19 protein-coding genes are annotated in these 20,108 nt (G+C 65.0%); 16 read left to right on the forward strand and 3 right to left on the reverse strand.

Annotation, left to right across the window (positions count from 1 at the left end):
• Positions 1-888: an alpha/beta hydrolase gene (locus tag BLR24_RS24125; protein ID WP_254787550.1), complete on the reverse strand. Its 888-nt coding sequence runs from the start codon at positions 886-888 to the stop codon at positions 1-3.
• 318 nt (positions 889-1,206) lie between these two features.
• On the opposite strand from BLR24_RS24125, the gene BLR24_RS24130 reads away from it, so the two are divergent.
• Both BLR24_RS24130 and BLR24_RS24135 read left to right on the forward strand, forming a co-directional pair.
• Positions 1,207-2,148 carry an AraC family transcriptional regulator gene (locus BLR24_RS24130; protein WP_093021821.1) on the forward strand — a complete coding sequence of 314 codons (942 nt, stop codon included), beginning with the start codon at positions 1,207-1,209 and terminating at the stop codon, positions 2,146-2,148.
• Positions 2,149-2,278: 130 nt separating this feature from the next.
• A complete protein-coding gene (locus BLR24_RS24135; protein WP_093021824.1) occupies positions 2,279-2,569 on the forward strand; it encodes a putative quinol monooxygenase in 291 nt (96 codons plus the stop codon).
• 15 nt (positions 2,570-2,584) lie between these two features.
• On the opposite strand, the gene BLR24_RS24140 is transcribed toward BLR24_RS24135, so the two are convergent.
• A complete protein-coding gene (locus BLR24_RS24140; RefSeq protein ID WP_093021827.1) occupies positions 2,585-3,151 on the reverse strand; it encodes a hypothetical protein in 567 nt (188 codons plus the stop codon).
• 236 nt (positions 3,152-3,387) lie between these two features.
• Here BLR24_RS24140 and BLR24_RS24145 point away from each other — a divergent pair, with 236 nt between their 5' ends.
• From BLR24_RS24145 to BLR24_RS24195, 11 genes are all read left to right on the forward strand, one after another.
• Positions 3,388-3,765 (forward strand): hypothetical protein, encoded by a 378-nt coding sequence (locus BLR24_RS24145; RefSeq protein WP_254787544.1) that lies wholly within the window; start codon positions 3,388-3,390, stop codon positions 3,763-3,765.
• Positions 3,766-3,787: 22 nt separating this feature from the next.
• Positions 3,788-4,441: a 2-hydroxychromene-2-carboxylate isomerase gene (locus BLR24_RS24150; protein ID WP_093021830.1), complete on the forward strand. Its 654-nt coding sequence runs from the start codon at positions 3,788-3,790 to the stop codon at positions 4,439-4,441.
• A 428-nt stretch (positions 4,442-4,869) separates the two neighbouring features.
• Entirely contained in the window at positions 4,870-6,324 is a 1,455-nt protein-coding gene (locus BLR24_RS24155) for an FkbM family methyltransferase (RefSeq protein ID WP_093021833.1), read from the forward strand.
• Entirely contained in the window at positions 6,321-7,922 is a 1,602-nt protein-coding gene (locus BLR24_RS24160; RefSeq protein ID WP_093021835.1) for a glycosyltransferase family protein, read from the forward strand. The genes BLR24_RS24155 and BLR24_RS24160 overlap by 4 nt, the downstream gene beginning before the upstream one ends.
• A gap of 131 nt (positions 7,923-8,053) precedes the next feature.
• On the forward strand, positions 8,054-8,902 hold the full coding sequence (locus BLR24_RS24165) for a glycosyltransferase (protein WP_217636340.1): 849 nt from the start codon (positions 8,054-8,056) through the stop codon (positions 8,900-8,902).
• Positions 8,903-9,184: 282 nt separating this feature from the next.
• On the forward strand, positions 9,185-10,069 hold the full coding sequence (gene dapF / locus BLR24_RS24170; protein ID WP_093021842.1) for a diaminopimelate epimerase: 885 nt from the start codon (positions 9,185-9,187) through the stop codon (positions 10,067-10,069).
• Positions 10,066-10,767, forward strand: a complete 702-nt coding sequence (locus tag BLR24_RS24175; RefSeq protein WP_055801619.1) for a DUF484 family protein — start codon at positions 10,066-10,068, stop codon at positions 10,765-10,767. The genes dapF and BLR24_RS24175 overlap by 4 nt, the downstream gene beginning before the upstream one ends.
• Positions 10,764-11,399 (forward strand): YdcF family protein, encoded by a 636-nt coding sequence (locus tag BLR24_RS24180; RefSeq protein WP_093021846.1) that lies wholly within the window; start codon positions 10,764-10,766, stop codon positions 11,397-11,399. Before BLR24_RS24175 ends, BLR24_RS24180 begins: the two co-directional genes overlap by 4 nt.
• Positions 11,383-12,408, forward strand: coding sequence for a tyrosine recombinase XerC (locus BLR24_RS24185; protein WP_093021850.1), 1,026 nt, complete (start codon positions 11,383-11,385; stop codon positions 12,406-12,408). Before BLR24_RS24180 ends, BLR24_RS24185 begins: the two co-directional genes overlap by 17 nt.
• The gene (locus BLR24_RS24190) at positions 12,405-13,625 is read left to right on the forward strand and encodes a class I SAM-dependent rRNA methyltransferase (RefSeq protein WP_093021853.1); all 1,221 of its coding nucleotides are present in this window, start codon (positions 12,405-12,407) and stop codon (positions 13,623-13,625) included. The genes BLR24_RS24185 and BLR24_RS24190 overlap by 4 nt, the downstream gene beginning before the upstream one ends.
• 83 nt (positions 13,626-13,708) lie before the next feature.
• A complete protein-coding gene (locus BLR24_RS24195; RefSeq protein ID WP_093021856.1) occupies positions 13,709-14,755 on the forward strand; it encodes a CobW family GTP-binding protein in 1,047 nt (348 codons plus the stop codon).
• 141 nt (positions 14,756-14,896) lie between these two features.
• Here the strand turns inward: BLR24_RS24195 and BLR24_RS24200 are convergent, their stop codons facing one another.
• Positions 14,897-16,363, reverse strand: coding sequence for a YdgA family protein (locus BLR24_RS24200; RefSeq protein ID WP_254787546.1), 1,467 nt, complete (start codon positions 16,361-16,363; stop codon positions 14,897-14,899).
• 704 nt (positions 16,364-17,067) lie between these two features.
• Here BLR24_RS24200 and dksA point away from each other — a divergent pair.
• Genes dksA through hslV form a run of 3 tightly spaced genes read left to right on the forward strand, consistent with a single transcriptional unit; the run spans position 17,068 to position 20,108 of the window.
• Positions 17,068-17,739 carry an RNA polymerase-binding protein DksA gene (gene dksA, locus BLR24_RS31120; RefSeq protein ID WP_368086202.1) on the forward strand — a complete coding sequence of 224 codons (672 nt, stop codon included), beginning with the start codon at positions 17,068-17,070 and terminating at the stop codon, positions 17,737-17,739.
• Between the two features lie 48 nt (positions 17,740-17,787).
• Positions 17,788-19,503, forward strand: a complete 1,716-nt coding sequence (locus BLR24_RS24210; RefSeq protein ID WP_093021861.1) for an STAS domain-containing protein — start codon at positions 17,788-17,790, stop codon at positions 19,501-19,503.
• A 59-nt stretch (positions 19,504-19,562) separates the two neighbouring features.
• Complete coding sequence (gene hslV / locus BLR24_RS24215; protein WP_026283873.1) at positions 19,563-20,108, forward strand: ATP-dependent protease subunit HslV; 546 nt, start codon at positions 19,563-19,565, stop codon at positions 20,106-20,108.

A 20,108-nucleotide genomic window follows, 5' to 3' on the forward strand; every position in this document is an offset into this window, starting at 1 on the left:
CTACGGCAACAGCTTGGCGATGGCGTCGGTGAACGACGGAATGTCGGTTTGGGTGTGGGTCGCCGGATACGTCATCTCCGTCACCGACAAGCCCCCGTATCCGCGCGCAAGCAGCCGCATGTACATCGCATCGACAGGCGTGAAGTTGCACTCGCGCGGGTTGCCGCAGCGCGTCAGGACGAGCGTTGCAGGCAAGGGCCTGCCACCGAGCGCGTCGTGCATTTGCTGCTCGAGGTTCTGGTATTCGGCCTCCTGGTAATAGAACGCGCCTTCGAACGACAGGAAGTGCGAGAACGTCAGGTTGCCCGCCGCCCCTTCGAGAAAAAGCGCAATGCCCGCCATGCTCCCGCTCAGCGAGAGGCCAGTCAGCAAACGCTTTTTTACATCGGCGCGGTATCTTGTTTCGATGAACGGCACCAGTTCAAGCGTCAAAAAGTCGTGGTACGGCCGAGCGCCGGGCAGGGTGTAGTCCTGCTCGCGCCGCGCCGAGCCGCCAATGCCGACCAGGATCGCTTGCGTGCCGCGCTGCTCGAGGATGTCCCTGAAGTTGGCAAAGCGGGTGCCGGGCGGATTGAAGATCGCATCGCCATCCATCGCATAGATGACCGGGTAACTCGCTGAACTGCCGTCGTAGGAGGCGGGCAGGTAGATGTCTATCGGATAGGTGGCACCCGTCTTGGCGGAGGTGATGGTGTCCGTGACGACACGGCTGGTTGCGGGAGGCGGCTGTTCAGCCGGAGGCGCGGGTTCAGCGGGCGCGGGGGGCGCGGCCGCAGGAGGTGCGGGCGGTGCATCGGCCGGTGGCGCAGTGGCCGGCACTGCGGCGATTGGCAGCATGGCGCCGCCGCCACCTCCACCACCCCCGCCGCAACTCGACATGACCAGCACGAGTGCCAAGCTTCCAACAAAACCGACAAACGCACGCCCAAACTGCATCGGAGTTCCTCGAACCTTGCGGGGTGAAGAAGAGGCTCATCGACGCCATGCCAAAAAAGCTGCGCCGGCCGGGTGCGGCCTCCCTTCATTCAGGATGCCACGGCATACCGAAATTCCGCCGCTGATCGAGGTAGATGGAAAGCGCAAAAGTCGTATCAGCCCCAAGCGGGCGAGAGGCCGGCCGGATCGGGCCGTTGCTCGCGCCGCCAGAGGGCACGCGTCGACCGGCTACCCTGCGCGTCCCGCCTTCTTTTCTCCGCTACAAAGCCGATGCCAGTCCCGCCCGTTGCCAACAACATGCCCGACGACGCCGTTCTCACCGCCTGGGCTCGTCTACGCGACATGGTCGCGGCGCGAACTCCTGCGGACGGCCGCACCGATGCGCTGTATCCGGGGCTGCGCTGCTATCGCTTCTCTCGTCCAATCCGCTACGAGAAAACCCAGCGCCTTACGCCGGGCGTGGTGGTGGTCTTGCAGGGCCGCAAGACGGCGCACCTGGGCGGCGACCGTCGCTCGCTCGACTACGGCGCCACGCAGTGCCTGGTGCTCGGGGCCGAGGTCGCGTGCCTCGGCACGGTCGTTGGGGCGAGCGCCCAAGAGCCGTACCTCGCCATCCATCTCGACCTGCCGCCCGACGTGCTGGTCAAATCCTTTGTCGCCTTGGCGGAAAGCGGCACGCTGATAGCTGAGCCCGACCGCGTGACCGAGAGCTTCACGGCCCCGGTAGGGCCGGAGGTTGTCGAGGCCTTCGCCCGCCTGCTGCTGGCGGCCGACGACCCGGTGGACCGCCGCACGCTCGCGCCGTTGGTCGTCGAAGAGATCGTGCTGCGGCTGCTGCGCTCCGAGGCCGCGGCCGCCATCCGCAGCGCGGGCGCGGTCACCAAGGCCGGCGCACGCATACAAACGGCCATCGCTTTCATGCGCCGCCATCTGGATCGGCCGCTGTCGGTGGCCGAGATCGCCGGCCATGTCCACATGAGCCCTTCGCACTTCGCGCACAGTTTTCGCGAGGTGGCCGGGGTCACGCCGATGCGCTGCATTCGAGACTTGCGCTTGGAAGAGGCGCGCATGCTGATGTTGGGAGCGGGGCTGCGCCCGGGCGATGCGGCTGCGAAGGTGGGGTTCGAGAGTGCGGCTCATTTCAACCGCGCGTTTCGCAGGCGGTTCGAGGCAACGCCCGCGGAGTACGTGCGGCGCGTGCAGTCGGGCTGATGCCGACGCGTCTGCCTTCTTCTTTCGCAGCCATGGTCAATTTCTTCGCAGCTTCACGCCTTGGCGCGGGGAGGGTCGCTGGCTAACCTGCCTGCTTCCCTTTTCTTTTTCAAGCCAACGCGAAATTTCCATGGACCCCATCAACGTCATCATCACTTTCGAAGCCAAGCCCGAGGGCGCCTCCGCCTTCGCCGAGCTCATGCACCAGGTCAAGCAGTCGCTGCCATCGGCGGACGGCTGCCGGGGCGTGCAGCTGTTCGGGCGCAGCGACAACGCCTGCGTGTTCACACTGGTCGAGTCGTGGGAATCGCAGAGCCATCATCAGGCGCATATTGCGGGTGCGGTGGCGTCGGGGGCTTGGGATGCGCTGGCGGCGCAGCTGGCTTGTGCACCCGTCAGTTGCTATTACAGGGCACTTTGAGACCGTGGAAGGCCGTCACCGAATCCAGTTCTTGAAGAGGTTGCGCCGAAACCCATTGCTGTCGTAGGTGGGCGCCTTGTAGGCTGGGTTCGCCGCCACTTCCGCGGTCAAGGCCGTCACGTCCGCCGCTGCCACTGAGTAGCCGCCCGCGAGCAGACCCTTGGCGATGCCGTGCGCGATGGTGCGTATGGTTTGCGAGCCGAGCGGGGGCTTCCCCAGGGCTTCGAGGTACATGGCTTCGGCGATATAGGCCGTGGCCTCGTCCTCGTGGCTCGAGTGGATGCCGGTGTTCTGGATGTCCAGGTGGGCATGCGTGCATTCATGCACCAGATAGGCCTGGTCGCTGGCGTTCGAGATCGAGAACCCGGGCCGGAGATCGAGCGTGTCAAAACCCATGTAGTAGCTGGCGCCGGCACCCGACTTCACGGCGCCGCCGAGCTTGATGGCCTCGCTGCCGATGGCGTCAGCCACATCGTTCTGGTAGGCGCTCGGGTACACCTTGAACGACATGAAGGCGAAGTTCAGCCGGGGAATGGTGGTGTCGCGCTTCAGGAAATTGACGATGTCCGATTTGAGTGTCATGAATAGCTCCCGCGGGTGAAACGTATGCAGCAAGCCGGAAGTCTGGCGAACCCGGCCTGCGCCGGCTATATGGCGTTGGCGGTGCCGAGGCAATAGGCCGGTAGGCCGCACTGGCGAAGCGGCCGACAAAATCTCGCAAGTTGCCAACGATGCACGAAAGCGGCGCTCGCGCGCCAAAGCATCGCGAATGCGGCGCTACGATGCACTGCATCTGCCGACAAGGAAGGGAAGACACCATGCGCATCGACCAGCAACAACCCGGTTTCATCTGCACGCATACGCGTGGCGCCATGGCAGCGGCGCTTTGCGCCGCGTCGCTCTTCGTCGCCGGCTGCCAAACAAAACCGCAGTTCCGCCCCCTCACCTCCGAGGCTCCGCCGCCACCGGTCTTCGTGGCCGTGACCGGCGATGCCGATTGCCAAGTCAACCAGGCGCGCTACGCATTGGGTCGGGCAATCGATGCGCCGCTGCTGGAAGAAATGCGAAACCGCACCGGTTCCAAATCTGCGCGCACCTCTGCGGCCGGTGCCCCGTTGCCGGCGCCGGCCGATCCGGGGCGGCTCACTATCGATGTCGATCCCCAGGGTCGAATAATCGGCGCTCGCTGCGGCTGACGTTCTTCACAATAATTGCGCGATGACGAAGACGAACACCTCCACCCCCATCGCGCTCGACTGCTACTACAGCCTTTCCTCGCCCTGGGCCTACCTGGGCGGCCCGCAGCTGCAAGACATCGTGCGCCGCCACCATGTGCGGCTCACGCTCAAGCCCTACGATTTTCAGGCGGTGGTGCCCCAAACCGGCGGCATTCCACTGAAGACGCGGCCCGAGCCGCGCCGCACTTACCACGCGCTCGAGCTCGCGCGCTGGCGCGACTATCTCGGCATGCCGCTGAACCTGGAGCCGGCCTACTACCCCAAGGGCGCACCTGCCGATCCGCACTGGAACAAGTACCCGGGCTGGATGGTGATTGCCGCCCAGCTGCAGGGGCTCGATGCGCAGCCGCTCTCGCACGCGCTGCTGCGCGCGCTGTGGGCCGAAGAGCGCGACACCTCCGAGGCGGAGGTCCGCATCGCGGTGGCCGAAGAAAACGGCTACGACGGCGCCTCGCTGCAGGCGCTGGAGCAGGCGGCCGAGACGCTGGCGGTGTATCGCGCCAACAGCGCGGAGGCCATCGAGGCGGGCGTGTTCGGCGCGCCCACCTTTATTCTGAACGGCGAGCGTTTCTGGGGCCAGGACCGGCTGGCTTTTCTCGACAGGGCCTTGGACCGGCTGCGCGCGGCACGCTGAAGCGGTCTTGCAGTGCGGCCGCGAGGATTGACCGCACTGCCTCGATTGTTGCGGTAGCCGCCGCGCGCCGGTTCTGCCACCGACCCATCGACCACCTCAGGAATACGCACGGCCTCTACGCAGCCATGGCCTTTCTCATCGGCTTCATCTAATTGCAAACGGGCAGTTTGCAATTGATCGCATTGCATTGCCAAGAATTTCACGGTGCGGCTTCCTTCGCATCAGTCTTCGCGTTCGGTCAATCGGCGCATTGACGATTTGCCAACTGATACTTGAAGTCAGATCTTCAACGGCGTCATGCCACGTGGCGAGCGGTTGATGACGCCCCACGAAGAACGGCGTGTCTTCGTGCATCTCCTGACTTTTGAGCTCCTTCGATCCAGCCTGTCTACAAGGACTGGCAGTTCGCGCAGATCGTGCAATTCACTATGACCGAATTTCCAGAATCGCCTGCAGCGCGTGTGCTCGACACGCGCTACGGAAACCTCAGCGTCCCAGGAGGGAAGAGTGATCTGATCACCGATTTTCTCGAGCACTATGGAGAGTGGGCGTCGCTTGAAGTGGAGTACCTTGCGTCGTTGCTGCCTCTGAAGGCACGGGTGCTGGACGTTGGCGCCTATGTGGGCACGTTCGGGTTGGGTATTGCGCAAACAGCAAATGCTGCATTCGTTGCAATGGTCGAGGGCAATCCGGCCATCGCGCCACACCTGGCGGCGAACGCGTCCCGGAACTTGCGTTGCCCACACGAAGTCCTGAACGCGCTTGTCGTCAATTCGGATGCGCCTCCGGTCGAGACGGGGTGGGCCGACGCGGACAATGCAGGATCCGCATCGTTCGGAGAAATGGCGAGCGGCGCGGTTCCCGTTCCGCTGCCCGATACGACGATCAACTTCCGGGCCCTCGTGGAGCGCTTCGGTCCGCTTGACCTCATCAAGCTCGATGTTGAAGGAATGGAGGCACAACTGCTCTCCGACCATCCATTGTTGCTGCATGACAAGTCCGTCTTGCTTTGGCTCGAATGCAACGAGACCCGCAGCTCTCTCGCCCTCGCGCAAATCCTGATCGATGCGGGGCGGCCGGTCACTTACTTTGCATGGCCGTCGCACAACCCGGACAACTATCGGGGCGTCCAGCGAAAGATGTTTCCGTTTGCCTACGAAGCAGGTCTTCTGCTCGGTGTGCAAGCCACGCCCCTGACGCCGCAGCAGCAGCGCGCCGGGTGCCTGATCAGGACCATTCATACAGTCGAGGATCTGAGAGAGGCGCTGTGGCTCACGCCGCGGTGGGCTCCGAGGGAGTGGGATGTGCTCGACCGCAATGAGATCGCCGCAATTGCGACGCATCTCTGGTTGGGAAAAAAACGGGAGAGATTCCTGTCCGAGGCCGAACCGATGACCGGGGGCAGCGCGGAAGAGGCCACGGCTAGGCACGCGAGCGCGAATCCGGACACGAACGCTCGCCTGATCGCGTTCAGCGACGCAAGGGTCGCCCAGCTTGAAAGCAAGTTGGCCGAACTCGTCAGCCAGAACCTCGAAATGGAGCGGGTGGAAAGTTCGGCCGTTGCTGCCGCCAATGCCAACGAACTGCGCGCCCGCGAACTGACCAGCAAATTGCATGCATTGCATCAGGAGCAGGTCGCCGCGCTGACAAAGCAACTCGAAGAATCCCAGGTATTGCGCGAACGGCAGGGTTCCATGCTTGCGGGGCAGGCTGCCGTGCTGCTCGAGCAGAACAGAACTCTTTCGAACGCCCTGCGGGACGTCCGGGGCGGACTGACGTGGCGGATCGCTTCCCGGTTTTCCCGCATGGCCGACCATATCCCTCTCCTCAAGCGGGTCGCCAAGGGGCTGCTGCGTCGCAAGGTGGCTGGGGCGCAGTCATGACCGAGCCCGAGGAACAAGAGCTCGGCACCATTGCACCGTTTTTCGACGGCGGCTACTACCTGTCGCGATATCCTGACGTTGCGTCGGCGAATGTCGACCCAGTCTGGCACTATTGCGTGTTCGGTTGGAAGGAAGGCCGGGATCCGTCCGCGGCATTTGACACGAGCTACTACCTGCGCGAGAACCGGGATGTCGCGGTAGCTGGCATCAACCCATTCGCCCACTACATCGGAAGCGGGCGATACGAAGATCGCAAGCCCGTACCAGAGATGGCCGGCATGCGCATGCAATTGCTGAATGCCTGGACCGCTGTCGCTGATCGCGTTGGCGTCGAAGACGGTGAACCTGTGCTGGGTGCGCCGCGCGAACTTGATGTCCACACCCTCGTTGCGGCGCTCACCTCGAGCGCGAAAAATGAAGAATTCGTCATCTCCGTCAGTCACGACGACTACGCACTCAGCGTTGGCGGCATCCAGAACATCATCGGCGACGAGCTCGCGGAATTCCGCGACAGGGGCATCGGCTACCTGCACCTGTGTTCGGCCCGCCCGATTCGATGGCTTGCCGAGGCGTCGAGCGGCGACGACTTCGTTTTTGCGCTGCGCCTGGATGGCGAAGCGCTGGGCCGCGTCAACGGGGTGACGCTGCAGCAGGCGTTGAAGCGCCTCGCAACAACCGGTTCGCGGGCCATGTGGGTGATCCACCACCTCATGAGCCATTCGCCCGAACTGCTCAAGAAGTTGATCGCAGCCAACAGCGCGCGGCCGCCGCTTTTTTGGACGCACGACTACTTCGCCCTGTGTCCGAGCTACACGCTGCTGCGAAATGACACTAGCTATTGCGGCGCACCGGCAGTGAACTCGACGGCATGCGAGATCTGCGCCTACGGAAAGGAGCGGCCGATTCACCAAGAGCGCATCCAGGCGTTCCTGCGCGAGGTCCGCCCGTCGCTGGTGGCGCCATCGCAGTCCGCCTTGGAACTTTGGCGCCGTTCGATTGGGGTCGAGGTGACTGATACGCATGTGCTGCAACCTGCCAGGCTGGCGCAATCGGATCGAATATGGGTCCAACCCTTCAGACCGCGTTTGCGCATTGCTCACCTGGGCTCGCAGGTTTTTCACAAGGGCTGGGACACCTACCAGCGCCTGGCGGGGGCTTTCCAAACGGATGACCGGTATGAATTCTTCCAACTCGGAACACCTGGTGCCACTCCGTCGTTCATCCATCACATACCGGTCAAGGTCGAAGCATCGGCACGTGATGCCATGGTGCACGCGATAGCCAGACAAGATATCGATGTGGTGATCTCCTGGAGCATCTGGCCCGAAACTTTCTGCTTCACCGCGCACGAGGCGATGGCTGGCGGTGCGTTCGTAGTGGCCAGACGCGAGCAGGGACATGTGAATGCGGCCATCCATAGGTATGCACCGGAGGCCTCGCGCAATGTCGACGACGAAGAAGAGCTGCACCGCTATTTCCGCGGCGGAGATGTCTTGATCGATGTCGCACGGTCGTCGCGCCGGCATGGCTGCCTGGTGCCGTCCCTGGGAAGCGCGGAGTTGCTGCATCCCGTCTTTGAAGCAGAGGTTCGTGCATGAGAGTCGCCTGTTTCACGAGTGCTTCCTTCAGCTATCTCGACCGGGCGAGGGTACTCTTCGAGACTGTCCGGAGATTTCATCCCGAATGGGAGAACTGGTTTTGCTTGGTCGATGAAGAGCCGGTGAATTTCGTGTTCGACATCGACGCTGAAGACATCGATCGGGTGGTGAAGTTGGACGAATTGGGTGTCAAAGAGCCGCTCGCATGGGCTTTCGAGCACGATGTCGTCGAGCTGTGCACGGCCGTAAAAGGCGCGATGCTGTGCCACATGCTCGAGCAGGGCATCGACAAAGTCATCTACCTCGATCCCGACATTGCCTTGTTCGGATCGCTCGACGAAGTGCTCAAGCTGCTCGACGAGCACAGCGCCGCGCTCACGCCGCACCAGATCGATCCCGACACAGAGCGCTCAGCTATCGTAGACAACGAGATCGGCTCGCTGAAGTACGGCATCTTCAACCTCGGCTTTGTTGCGGTGCGCAATAGCGCGCCGGGCAGGGCCTTCGCGCGTTGGTGGCGCGATCGGTTGCTGGAGTTCTGTTTCGACGACATTGAAAACGGCTTGTTCACCGACCAGAAGTGGTGCAACCACGCGCCCGTTTTCTTTCCCGAGATCGCCATATTGCGGCACCGCGGCTACAACGTTGCGAGCTGGAATCTCAGTCAGCGCCGCATCCGAATTTCACCGGACGGCCAGATCACCGCTGGCGGCGACCCGTTGAAGTTTTTTCACTTCACCAAGGTGACGCATGTTGGTGAAACCATGCTGGCCCGGTACGCGGGGGGGCGTCCGGAAGTGTTCGAACTGATGCACTGGTACAAGAGCCGCCTGAGGGCCCACGCCGTCAAGGACGTTCCGCCGGGATGGTGGTACTACGGAACCTACTCGGACGGCAGGCCCATCTCGAAAGAGGACCGTGCCGCTCACCGGCAACTGCGGCTGCGGCAGAAGCATCTGGCCAATCCGTTCGCGGCCTGAACCTGCTGCGGCACCCCGTGGGCCCACGGTCGACCGCGTATCCCCATCAAATAAAGCGAACAAGGCGGTGGATTTCCCTAGCCGATTGCGGCCACCCCGCAACCCGAAGGTTTGCTGCAGTTCAAGTTGAATGTTTTTCCAGAAACAACTGCCACGCCTTTTGCCTTCCGCCTGGAAGGGCTCACGGTAAAAACGGCCGCCACGCCGATCGTGGTCCCGGCGCTGTAGTGGGTTTACCGGCGCCGGGTCGTCAGGCGCGGTGCCGGTGGCGATAATCCCCCGATGCGAATTCGCTTCACCAAGATGCAGGGGGCCGGCAACGATTTTGTCGTGCTCGACGAAACGCGCGGCTCGCTGGGCCTCACGGCCGCGCAATACCGCTTTCTGGCCGACCGCCACTTCGGCGTCGGCGCCGACCAGATCCTCACGGTGCGGCCGCCTTCCAGGAGCGCGGCCGAGGGCGTCGATTTTCAATATGTGATCCACAACGCCGATGGCGGCGAGGTGGAGCAATGCGGCAATGGCGCGCGCTGCTTCATGCGCTTCGTGCGCGAGCACCACCTGACCGAGAAGGACGCGGTGCGCGTCGAAACGCTGGCCGGCATCATCGAGCCGCGCATGGGCGAAGACGGCCGGGTCACGGTGGACATGGGGCCGCCGATCTTCGAGCCGGCCCGCGTGCCCTTCGACACCGCCGGACTCACTCCGCAGCCCACGGGTTCGTGGCACACCTGGCACCTGGCGCTTGGCACGCATGCCGACTCGGCCATTGTTTCCGTCGCGGTGCTGTCGATGGGCAACCCGCACGCGGTGCAGGTGGTCGACAACGTCGACACGGCGCCGGTGGCCCGGCAGGGCCCGCAGATCGAGCACCATCCGCGCTTTCCGCAGCGGGTGAATGCCGGTTTCATGCAGGTGGTCGACCGCACGCACGTCAAGCTGCGGGTGTTCGAGCGCGGCGCCGGCGAAACGCTGGCCTGCGGCACCGGCGCCTGTGCGGCGGTGGTTGCGGGCATCCGGCTCGGCCTGCTGGAAAGCCGGGTCGACGTGCAGACGCACGGCGGCGTGCTCACCATCGGCTGGCAGGGCGAGGGGAGCCCGGTGCTCATGACCGGACCGGCCACCACGGTTTTCGAGGGAGACATCGAGGTGCCCGAGCTGCCATGACCACCAACATCAGAAACAACAAAGACGACGCCATGAACCCGATCACCGAAGACGACATCGCCAACTACCTGGCGAACACGCCCGACTTTTTCGAGCGGCACGCGCAGTTGCTGGCGCAGGTGCAGCTCACCAGCCCGCACGGCAACCGCGCCGTGAGCCTGCAGGAGCGCCAGGCCGAAATGCTGCGCGAGAAGATCAAGGCGCTGGAGCATCGCCTGATGGACATGGTGCGCCACGGCACCGAGAACGTTGTGATTGCCGACCGTTTGCAGCGCTGGACCAAGGGCCTCTTGACCACGCGCGACCCGCGCAGCCTGCCGTACCGCATCGCGGTCGATCTGCAGTCGCTGTTCCTGGTGCCGCAGACGGCCATCAAGGTGTGGGACTGCGGCGCCGACTATCTCAACGAAGCCTATGCCCAGTGGGTGAGCGACGACGTGAAGGCGCTGGCCACCTCACTCACTTCGCCTTATTGCGGGCTCAATTCGGGCTTCGAGGCGGCCAACTGGCTGCCCGAGCCGACCGGCGCGGCATCGATTGCGTTGATTCCGCTGCGGCCCGATGCCGAATCGCCGGCCTTTGGCCTTTTGGTGCTGGCCTCGCCGGACGCCCAGCGCTTCAACGCCGAAATGGGCACCGACTTTCTCGAGCGCATCGCCGAACTGGCATCGGGCGCGCTGTCGCGGCTGCGTCCTTGAGCGGCCAGCGCCGGTCCTGGCGGGCCGCGCGGCCCGTGTTGTGGACGGTGCTGGTTGCCGGGACGCTGGTCTACCTGGCCATTGCCGCCGTCGTATGGCGGCACGCGGCCGAGGCGCTGGCCCATCCGCCCGAGCAGCCGGCCGATGCTGCGCTGATCCTGGGCAACCGCGCCTACCTCAAGGGCAAGCCCAATCCCTGCCTCACGGGCCGCGTCGACACCGGCATTGCGCTGGCCAATGCGGGCCGCGTGAAGCAGCTGGTGCTGTCGGGCGGCGTCGACAAGGAAGACGGCCGCATCGAAGCCGAGGTGATGGAGCGCCATGCGCGCGCCGAGGGCTATGCCGGTCCGCTGCTGCTGGAGCCGGCCTCCACCTCGACCCGGCTGAACCTGGCGATGTCGAGCCCGATGCTGAAGGCGGCGGGCGTGCGCAGCGTCATCGTGGTGTCGGAGCCCTATCACCTGTGGCGCGTGGAGCGCCTGGTGCGGGCCAGCGGCTTCGACAAGGAATTCGACGTTCAGTATGCGGCCGCCGACACGAGTTGCTGGCGCCGCTGGGGCATGGTTTTCAAGGGCGCGTTGCGCGAGCCGCTGGCTGTCGTGAACAATGCATTCAATGGCTACCTCCACTGAGACGGCTGGCACGGCCGCCGCGCCGCCCTGGGTCGAAAAATACCTGGAGCATGTGCGCGTGGAACGCCGGCTGGCGCCGCGCACGGTCGAGCTCTACGCCATTCACCTCCAGGCGCTCGCGGCCAACGCCGCGGAGGCCGGGCTTTCGCTCGACCGCGTGCAAACGGCCCACATCCGGCGCTGGATGGCGCAACTGCACAGCGCCGGGCGCGAGCCGCGCGGCATTGCACTGGTGCTCTCATGCTGGCGCAGCTTCTATCGCTGGCTCGGCAACGAGGGGCTGGTGGGCTTCAATCCGGTGAAGGACGTGCATGCGCCCAAGGCCGCGCGGCCGCTGCCCAAGGCGCTGGCAGTCGACGACGCGGTGCGGCTCGCCGAAATGTACGACCCCGAGGCCGATCCCTGGACCGAGGCGCGCGACGGCGCCATTGTCGAAGTGCTCTACGGCTGCGGCCTGCGCGTGAGCGAACTCACCGGCCTCGATGCGCAGGCCAGCAGCACGGCCCGCGGCTGGGTCGATCTCGACGCGCTGGAAGCCAACGTGCTCGGCAAGGGCAGCAAGCGGCGCCTGGTGCCGATCGGCGGCAAGGCGGCCGAAGCGCTGCGCGACTGGCTCGCGGTGCGCGGCGAATGCCCGGCGCTGGCAACGGCCGGCCTGCGCGACCCCGCGGGCGCGGCGGCGCTCTTCATCAGCAGCAAGGGCGTGCGGATGTCGTCGCAGGCGGTATGGAAGCTGTTGCGCGAGCGCAGCCTCAAGGCCGGCCTGGCGGCGCCGGTGCATCCGCACATGCTGCGGCACTCGTTTGCGAGCCACGTGCTCCAGTCGAGCAGCGACCTGCGCGCCGTGCAGGAGCTGCTGGGCCACGCCAATATCTCGACCACGCAGATCTATACCCGGCTGGATTTTCAGCACCTGGCCAAGGCCTATGACGCGGCCCACCCGCGCGCGCAGGCGCGACCCGAGGGCACGCGGCCGCGGCCCAAAAAAGACAACGACAACAAACAATGAAAACCCTCCGCCTCAAGCCCGGCAAGGAGCGCTCGCTAGCGCGCCGCCATCCCTGGATTTTCGAATCCGCCATTGCACGCGGCGGTGCCGATTCGGGCGAGACGGTGCGCGTCGAATCCCATGACGGCGCCTTCCTGGCCTGGGCCGCGTTCAGCCCGATTTCCAAGATCCGCGCGCGGGCCTGGAGCTTTGTCGAAACACAGCGCATCGACGCGGCCTTTCTTGCCTCGGTGTGCGCCCGCGCGGTGGCGGCCCGGTCGCTTTTCGACCTGCAGAGCGACGGTGTCCGGCTGGTCCACGGCGAGGCCGATGGGCTCCCGGGCCTCATCGTCGACCGCTACGGCGACACGCTGGTCGCGCAGTTCTTGTCGGCCGGCGTCGAGCGCTGGAAGGCCGTCATTGCCGACGCCCTGCTCGAAGCCACCGGCTTGCACAAGCTCTACGAGCGTTCCGACGCCAGCGGCCGCGAGCGCGAAGGCCTGAAGCCCGTCACGGGCTGGCTGCGCGGGGAGGGCGCCACCGAAATCACGATCCGCGAGCACGGCTGGAAGCTCTCGCTCGACATTGCGACCGGCCACAAGACCGGCTTCTACCTGGACCAGCGCGACAGCCGCCAGCGCTTTGCCGAGCTGGCCCAGCATCGGCGCTTTCGGCGCGTGCTCAACTGCTTTTGCTACACCGGTGGCTTTACCGTGGCCGCGCTCGCGGGCCTGCGGGCGGCCGGCGCGGTGGAGGGCGCCGAGCTGGTGTCGGTCGATTCGTCGCAGCCGGCGCTCGAAAAGGCGCGTGCCAATCTGGCGCTGAACGGCTTCGGCGGTGAGGGCTCGGGCGTGAAGGCCGAGTTTCTGGACGCCAACGTCAACACCGTGCTGCGCGAGTTCATCGAACAGGGCCGCACCTTCGACGCGATCGTGCTCGACCCGCCCAAGTTCGCGCCCACGGCGGCCCATGCCGAGCGCGCCGCCCGCGCCTACAAGGACATCAACCGTCTCGCGCTCAAGCTGCTGGAGCCCGGCGGCGTGCTGCTGACTTTTTCCTGCTCGGGCGGCATCAGCGCGGACCTGTTCCACAAGATCGTGGCTTCGGCGGGCATCGACGCCCAAGTGGACGGTTACATCAGCGAACGATTGGGCGCGGCCCCCGACCATCCGATGACCATCGAGTTTCCGGAGGGCGAATATTTGAAGGGCCTGGTGGTGGTGCGAAAGCCGGCTTGACCCCGCACCAACGCAACTGAGTGGCATTGGCTAAACTGCCGGCCAATTCTTTTTCTTCCTGTTTTCCGCCTTCGGAGCACACCATGGCCCTTATTCCCGCCACCATCCTCACCGGCTTTCTGGGCTCGGGCAAAACCACGCTGCTCAAGCGCATCCTGACGGAAGCCCACGGCCAGAAAATCGCGGTGATCGAGAACGAGTTTGGCGAAGAGAACATCGACAGCGACATCCTCGTGACCGAGTCGAAAGAGCAGATCATCCAGATGAGCAACGGCTGCGTCTGCTGCACCATCCGCGAAGACTTGCGCGAAGCGCTGCAGCTCTTGGCCGCCAAGAAGCGCCAGGGCCTGCTCGACTTCGACCGCGTGGTGATCGAGACCACGGGCCTCGCCGACCCCGGCCCCGTGGCGCAGACCTTCTTCATGGACGATGAGATTGCCGAGAGCTACCTGCTCGACTCCATCCTGACGCTGGTCGATGCCAAGCATGCGCCGCAGCAGCTCAACGACCGCCAGGAAGCGCGCCGCCAGGTGGGCTTTGCCGACCAGATCTTCATCAGCAAGAGCGAGCTGGTGTCGGCCGAAGAAACCGAGGCGCTGATTCACCGGCTGAAGCACATGAACCCGCGCGCACCGCAGCAGAAGGCCCATTTTGGCGACGTGCCGCTGAAGGACATCTTCGACCTGCGTGGCTTCAACCTGAACGCCAAGCTGGACATCGACCCCGACTTCCTGAAGGAAGAAGAGGCGCACGACCATGACCACGCGCATGGCGAAAATTGCGACCATCCCTCGCACAAGCAAGAGGGGCACGGCCACCATCACCACACCGATGACGACGTGAAGAGCTTCGTCTACAAGGCTGATCGGCCCTTCGACCCGGCCAAGCTCGAAGACTTCCTGGGCGCCATCGTCAACATTTATGGCCCGCGCATGCTGCGCTACAAGGGCGTGCTGAGCATGAAGGGCACCGAGCGCAAAGTCATTTTCCAGGGCGTGCACCAGCTGATGGGCAGCGACCTGGGCCCGGAGTGGGGCAAGGACGAAGTGCGCCAGAGCCGCATGGTGTTCATCGGCATCGAGCTGCCGCGCGAAATCCTGGAGCAGGGGCTCGAGCAGTGCCTCGTTTGAGACCCTGACTTGCTCCTTCCCCCGCTGGGGGAAGGTTGGGATGGGGGCGGGCCCTCGATCGGGCGCCGCGCCTTTTTGGGAGGCCGTCGTGCCCCCACCCCGGCCCTCCCCCAGTGGGGGAGGGAGGAACCGCCCCGGGGCCTACTTGCCCATGCCGCCCAGCGGCTTGCCGTTGATCTTCAGGCTGCCTTCGCTGTATTCGAGCTGGCTCGTGATGTCGGTGCCGTCGCGCTTGACGAAGTTCATGGCTTCGCCTTGCTCGACCAGCCCCGCCACCATTTCGGGCGGCGGCGTCTGGCCGCTTTCGGCGCCGGTGGCGGCAATCTGCTCGAGCCATTGCATCGGCAGGCGCGCATTGGCCTTGAGCACGCCGCGCTTCATCAGCAGCGCCATGCCCGGCGCCTGCAGGTCTTCGTCGGTCACGCCGACCATGCCGGCCGTGTAGCTGATCTCGCCGCGCTTGCCGCCGATTTCGACCAGCAGCTTGTCCAGGCCCATTTCCGGGTTGTACTTGGCCATGGCCTTCAGGTCGGGCGCCAGCTGGTCCATCAGCGTCTGCATGGCCGCTTGCGACGCCTTGGCGCCGCCCTTGCCGCAGCCGTTGATGGCGCTCGACTTCAGCCAGGCATCGGCCAGCTTCTTGTAGCCGGCGGCGTGAATGCGGCGCCCGCCGCTGCTCATCTCGAACTTGTCGATCTTGGTTTCGCCGATCTTGCCGGCGCCCTTGATCGTGCCGGTCGATGCGTAAAGCCCGTCCTTGATGCTGGCATCGGCAAGCATGTCGATGTTCTGCAACAGCACGGTCGGCAGGGCCTTGCCCTCGGCGCCTTCGGCGGTGCCCAGGCCCTTGGGGGCGGCAAATTCGAAGCTTTCGAGGCGGCCTTCGGTTTTGCCGGTGGCCAGGATCCAGCCCGCGCTGCTGTCCATGTCGGCCTTGCCGGTCAGCTTGCCCATCTTCATGGTGGCGCCGGTGCGCACGTCGCTGACGTCCAGCCCCGGCATGGTCAGGTCGTAGTGCACCTGGGTGCGGGCACCGTTCACCTCGATGCGGGCTTGCGCGCCTTGCCAGATGAACTGGGCCTTGCCTTCGTCGGTCACCTTGGCCGGCGCCACGGTCAGGTCGCTGGTGTAGCCGCCGTCGAAGCCCACCTTGGTGTAAGCCGTGAGGGGCTTGGCCTTGCCGAAGAGCTGTTCGGCCTTGGCCTGGCTCTTCACGTCGAGCACCAGTTCGCTGTCGATGGTGGCTGCCGCCAGCGTGCCACCTGCGAGCGGGCCGTGGCGGATGGTGTCGCGGAAGGTGAGCCGCACAGGCTTGAATGGTGCGGCGGATTCGCCGTCTTCTTCGTCGTCACCTTCGGCCGGCTTGATGGCGGGGACTTGCGCGGTTTGTGCCGCGCATCCGATCTCGATCGTCACGATGCTGACGGCGCCGAAGAAGCCCTTTTCATAGCTGCGATCGACCACCCGCACCAGCGCGGTCTGCTTCGGCAACTCGTCCAGCGCGGTGTCGAAGACGGACTTGATTTTTGTGCCCGCCCACCACGTGCTGCCGCCATAGGCAAGCGCAATGGCGGCTGCCAGCGCGCCCAAAACTGCTTTTTTGCTCACGATTTCTTCTCTTGTATGAATTGTTGGTCGACCCGCACCGTCCCTCGGCGGCTTTGGCAGGCCTTCGTTGCCCCCTCCGGCAACGGTGGCGATGCTACCGGAGGCAGCCCGGTTGCAGGCACATCCCCCTTCATTTCGAGTTCTCTATACAATCGCGCGCCTGTTCCGGCAGCCACGCCCTCGTCCGAACGACGGGATGTGGCTTCCGATACGGGGCGCCGCACGTTTCTGGCGGGCTTTCGGGGGTATAACCCCGGGGTTCGTCACTGCGAGCACTCCGACGAGTGGAGCCCAGGCGGCTTGAAACCCGCAAAGGCTCCCTTGGGAGGAGACACCCAGTGAAAGCGCGTTCCAGTTCGTTCAAGGAGCCAGTCACCGTGAAGAAACCCGCCGCCAAGGCCACGCCAGCAACCAAGCCCGCCGCTAAAAAAGCGGTGGCTGCAAAGCCGGCTGTACCCGCGGCGAAAAAAATCTCTTCCGCTGCAAAAGCTCCGACCACGAAAGAAAAAAGCGCTCCAAAGAAGCCAGCAACGCCATCGGCCAAGGCCGCGACCGTTGCAAAGCCCGTCAAGCCTGCAAAGTCCGTTGCGGCGCCGGTGGCATCCGCCCCGGCCAAGAGTGCAACCAAAACTGCAGTTGCGGGTCTACCGCCATCCAAAACCGTCGGCCGCACTGCTGCCGTTCCTTCTGCCCCTCCGATCCCAATGAAAAAAACGGCTGCCGCCTCTTCTTCCGCCACGGCGACACCTTCGATGCCTGTTCAGACCGCTGCACCCGCGCCCGCGCGAGGTGGCCGCGTGTCCCGGCTGTCGCAGCTGACCGTGCCTTCCATGCCGCAATCGGTGGCTTCCACCGCTGCAAAGTCTTCGTTCTCGCAGGCGCCTTCCAATGCGCTGGTGCCGCCGCCCCCCGTGGCGGTGAAAAAAGACCCGAAGCTCGCCAACAACTGGAAAACCAAGTCGGTTGATGAGTTGAGCGACGCCGAAGTCATCGCGATGCCCGACACCGAGTACATGAACGAAAAGCAGATGGCGTTCTTCCGCCTGAAGCTGGTCGAACTCAAGCGCGGCATCCTCGAAAACGCCGGCGAAACCACCGAGCATCTGCGTGAAGACACCGTGGTGGTGCCCGATCCGGCCGACCGCGCCACCATCGAGGAAGAGCATGCGCTCGAACTGCGCACGCGCGACCGCGAGCGCAAGCTGCTCAAGAAGATCGAGCAGTCGATCCAGCGCATCGACGCCGGCGACTACGGCTACTGCGACGAAACCGGCGAACCCATCGGTGTCGGCCGCCTGCTGGCCCGACCCACCGCCACGCTGTCGCTCGAAGCGCAGCAGCGCCGCGAACTCAAGCAGAAGATGTTCGGGGACTGAGCCGGCCATACAAAAAAAGAGAACCTGATCGCCTCGAAGTTTTTGTCGATGCCAAAGGAAGAGTCGGGCCGCCTGTTTTCGAAGGTGGCGAAGTTTGTCCGCAATCCGCTCAAGGATTGGTCGGAGCTGAATGCGACCGCCGATTCCACGCTGCCCGACCAGGCCTACAGCCGGGAAATGCTCAAAGAGATGATCGAGCGGCGCCAGCGCAACGATTTCGTTCGCCGGCGCGAGTTCGACATGCTCCGCAAGCTGCGCCAGCGTGAAGCGGCCGCCCATGCCTTCGAAGGAACGGTCACGCCGTCTTCCTTCAACCTGAACAGCACCACTGAAAAATCGGAGGGCCGCGCCCTCACGCTCAAGAAGATCGACGAGATCGAAGAGCAGATGTCGCAGCAGTGGTGGAAGGGTCGCGGCCCCAATGGCGAGGTGCTGGGCAATGCGCCCCCCGACGCCGGCGCCGAAACCCTCCCGCCGCCCGTGAGCGCGGCCGAATTGGCCACCTTGCTCGCGCCTCCCGCGGGCCGCGCCGCGCCGGCGCCAGCGCCAGCGCCAGCGCCAGCATCCACGCCTGCGCCCGCCGCCGTGGCGCCTGCTTCGGCTCCCGCCCCTGTCGGGCCTGCCAGCGCCGAGGTGAGCGTCCCCTCGCTGCTGTCGGCGCGGTTGGCGCGAGACGGCGCGCTCGAAGAGGCCGTGATCCGCTTCGCGCACGGCGACGATGCCGGCGCCGAGGCCATTCTTCTGCAGGCGTTGGCTTCGGAGAGCGCGGCTGCCGCGGGTGAAGACGACCACGCCACCGTCGAGCGCGACGATGCGCGCTGGCACGCGTTGTTCGACCTGTATCGCGCCACCGGCGACGCCACCCGCTTTGCCGCCGCCCGCATGCGCTATGCACAACGCATGAAGCGCATGGGCCCGGACTGGGTGCCGCTCGATGAGCTGGCGCGCAACGTGAAGGCCGTGGTGGCCAGTGAATACGCCGATCTGGCACCAATCGGCGCCGACTGGACCAGCCCGCCACGCCTGGCCCGCGACGGATTGATGGATCTCACGCGGGCACTGTCGAAGGCCGGTTCGGTCTGGACGCTCGACTGGCGTGCGCTGGCCGCCATCGAGCGCGATGCCGCCGCGCCACTGCGCGTGCTGTTTGCGCACTGGGCCGATTCGCCGGTGCAACTGCGTTTCATCGGTGCCGCCAAGTTGCGGGCCGTGCTGGCCGAGGCCACGCCCAACAACGAGCGCAGCACCGAAGACGTCTGGTGGCAGCTGCACCTGGCGGCGCTGCGCATGATGAACATGCCCGACGATTTCGAGCTGGTGGCGCTCAACTACTGCATCACCTACGAAGTCTCGCCGCCCGCATGGGTGGACCCGAAGGGTGAATGCGCCTTGCTGGCCTCCCCCGAGGGAAGCCGCTCGGGCTCCGGCTCCGTGTGGTCGCTGTTGTCGGTCAACGGCGAATCGGAGAGCTTCCCATCCACCGACAGCGGCTTTGCGGCGCTGGCCGGCGATCTGCGCGGCGAAACGCATTCGAGCCTGCAGCGGCTCGACACCGACCTGCGCAACACGACGGCGCCTGTCATCTCCTGTGCCGCGCTGCTGCGCATGGACCTTGCCGCCGCCGGCACCCTGCTGAGCTGGGTGCGGGCGCGGGACGCCCAGGGCGACCGGGTCCAGTTCGTCGACGCGCACCGGCTGATCGCGGCCCTGTTCGACATCGTCGGCATTGCCGACCACGCGACCGTGGCGCTCCGGAAGAACTAGGCGCAATCCAGAGCAAAGCCCGGGGTTGCATTGGCCCGGGCCATCCCCAGATGGCTTCGATGGAACAGTTTCACGGCACCACCATCGTGAGCGTGCGCCGCAAGACCCCCCAGGGCGACCAAGTCGCCATTGGCGGGGACGGGCAGGTCACTCTCGGCAATATCGTCATCAAGGGCACGGCGCGCAAGGTGCGACGGCTCTATCACGGCAAGGTGCTGGCTGGCTTTGCCGGCGCCACGGCCGATGCCTTCACGCTCTTCGAGCGTTTCGAGGCCAAGCTCGAAAAGCACCAGGGCCACCTGACCCGCGCGGCCGTCGAGCTTACGAAAGACTGGCGCACCGACCGGGTGCTGCGCAAGCTGGAGGCCATGCTGGCCGTGGCCGACGCCACCACTTCGCTCATCATCACCGGCAACGGCGACGTGCTGGAGCCCGAAGACGGCGTGATCGCCATCGGCTCCGGTGGCGCCTATGCGCAGTCCGCGGCCAAGGCGTTGATCGACAATACCGACCTCACGGCGGAGCAGATTGTGCGCAAATCGCTCGCGATAGCCGGCGAAATCTGCATTTACACGAACATGAACCACACCGTGGAAGCGCTCTGA

The organism is Variovorax sp. OV700 (assembly GCF_900099805.1).
Taxonomy (GTDB): Bacteria; Pseudomonadota; Gammaproteobacteria; order Burkholderiales; family Burkholderiaceae_C; genus Variovorax.

Coding starts and splice junctions, on each gene's coding strand:
- BLR24_RS24155 (WP_093021833.1), top strand. CDS start 4,870: ATGACCGAATTTCCAGAATCGCCTGCAGCGCGTGTGCTCGACACGCGC.
- BLR24_RS24140 (WP_093021827.1), bottom strand. CDS start 3,151: ATGACACTCAAATCGGACATCGTCAATTTCCTGAAGCGCGACACCACC.
- BLR24_RS24195 (WP_093021856.1), top strand. CDS start 13,709: ATGGCCCTTATTCCCGCCACCATCCTCACCGGCTTTCTGGGCTCGGGC.
- BLR24_RS24160 (WP_093021835.1), top strand. CDS start 6,321: ATGACCGAGCCCGAGGAACAAGAGCTCGGCACCATTGCACCGTTTTTC.
- BLR24_RS24130 (WP_093021821.1), top strand. CDS start 1,207: ATGCCAGTCCCGCCCGTTGCCAACAACATGCCCGACGACGCCGTTCTC.
- BLR24_RS24210 (WP_093021861.1), top strand. CDS start 17,788: ATGCCAAAGGAAGAGTCGGGCCGCCTGTTTTCGAAGGTGGCGAAGTTT.
- BLR24_RS24185 (WP_093021850.1), top strand. CDS start 11,383: ATGGCTACCTCCACTGAGACGGCTGGCACGGCCGCCGCGCCGCCCTGG.
- BLR24_RS24135 (WP_093021824.1), top strand. CDS start 2,279: ATGGACCCCATCAACGTCATCATCACTTTCGAAGCCAAGCCCGAGGGC.
- dksA (WP_368086202.1), top strand. CDS start 17,068: ATGAAAAAAACGGCTGCCGCCTCTTCTTCCGCCACGGCGACACCTTCG.
- BLR24_RS24175 (WP_055801619.1), top strand. CDS start 10,066: ATGACCACCAACATCAGAAACAACAAAGACGACGCCATGAACCCGATC.
- BLR24_RS24145 (WP_254787544.1), top strand. CDS start 3,388: ATGCGCATCGACCAGCAACAACCCGGTTTCATCTGCACGCATACGCGT.
- BLR24_RS24150 (WP_093021830.1), top strand. CDS start 3,788: ATGACGAAGACGAACACCTCCACCCCCATCGCGCTCGACTGCTACTAC.
- dapF (WP_093021842.1), top strand. CDS start 9,185: ATGCGAATTCGCTTCACCAAGATGCAGGGGGCCGGCAACGATTTTGTC.
- BLR24_RS24190 (WP_093021853.1), top strand. CDS start 12,405: ATGAAAACCCTCCGCCTCAAGCCCGGCAAGGAGCGCTCGCTAGCGCGC.
- hslV (WP_026283873.1), top strand. CDS start 19,563: ATGGAACAGTTTCACGGCACCACCATCGTGAGCGTGCGCCGCAAGACC.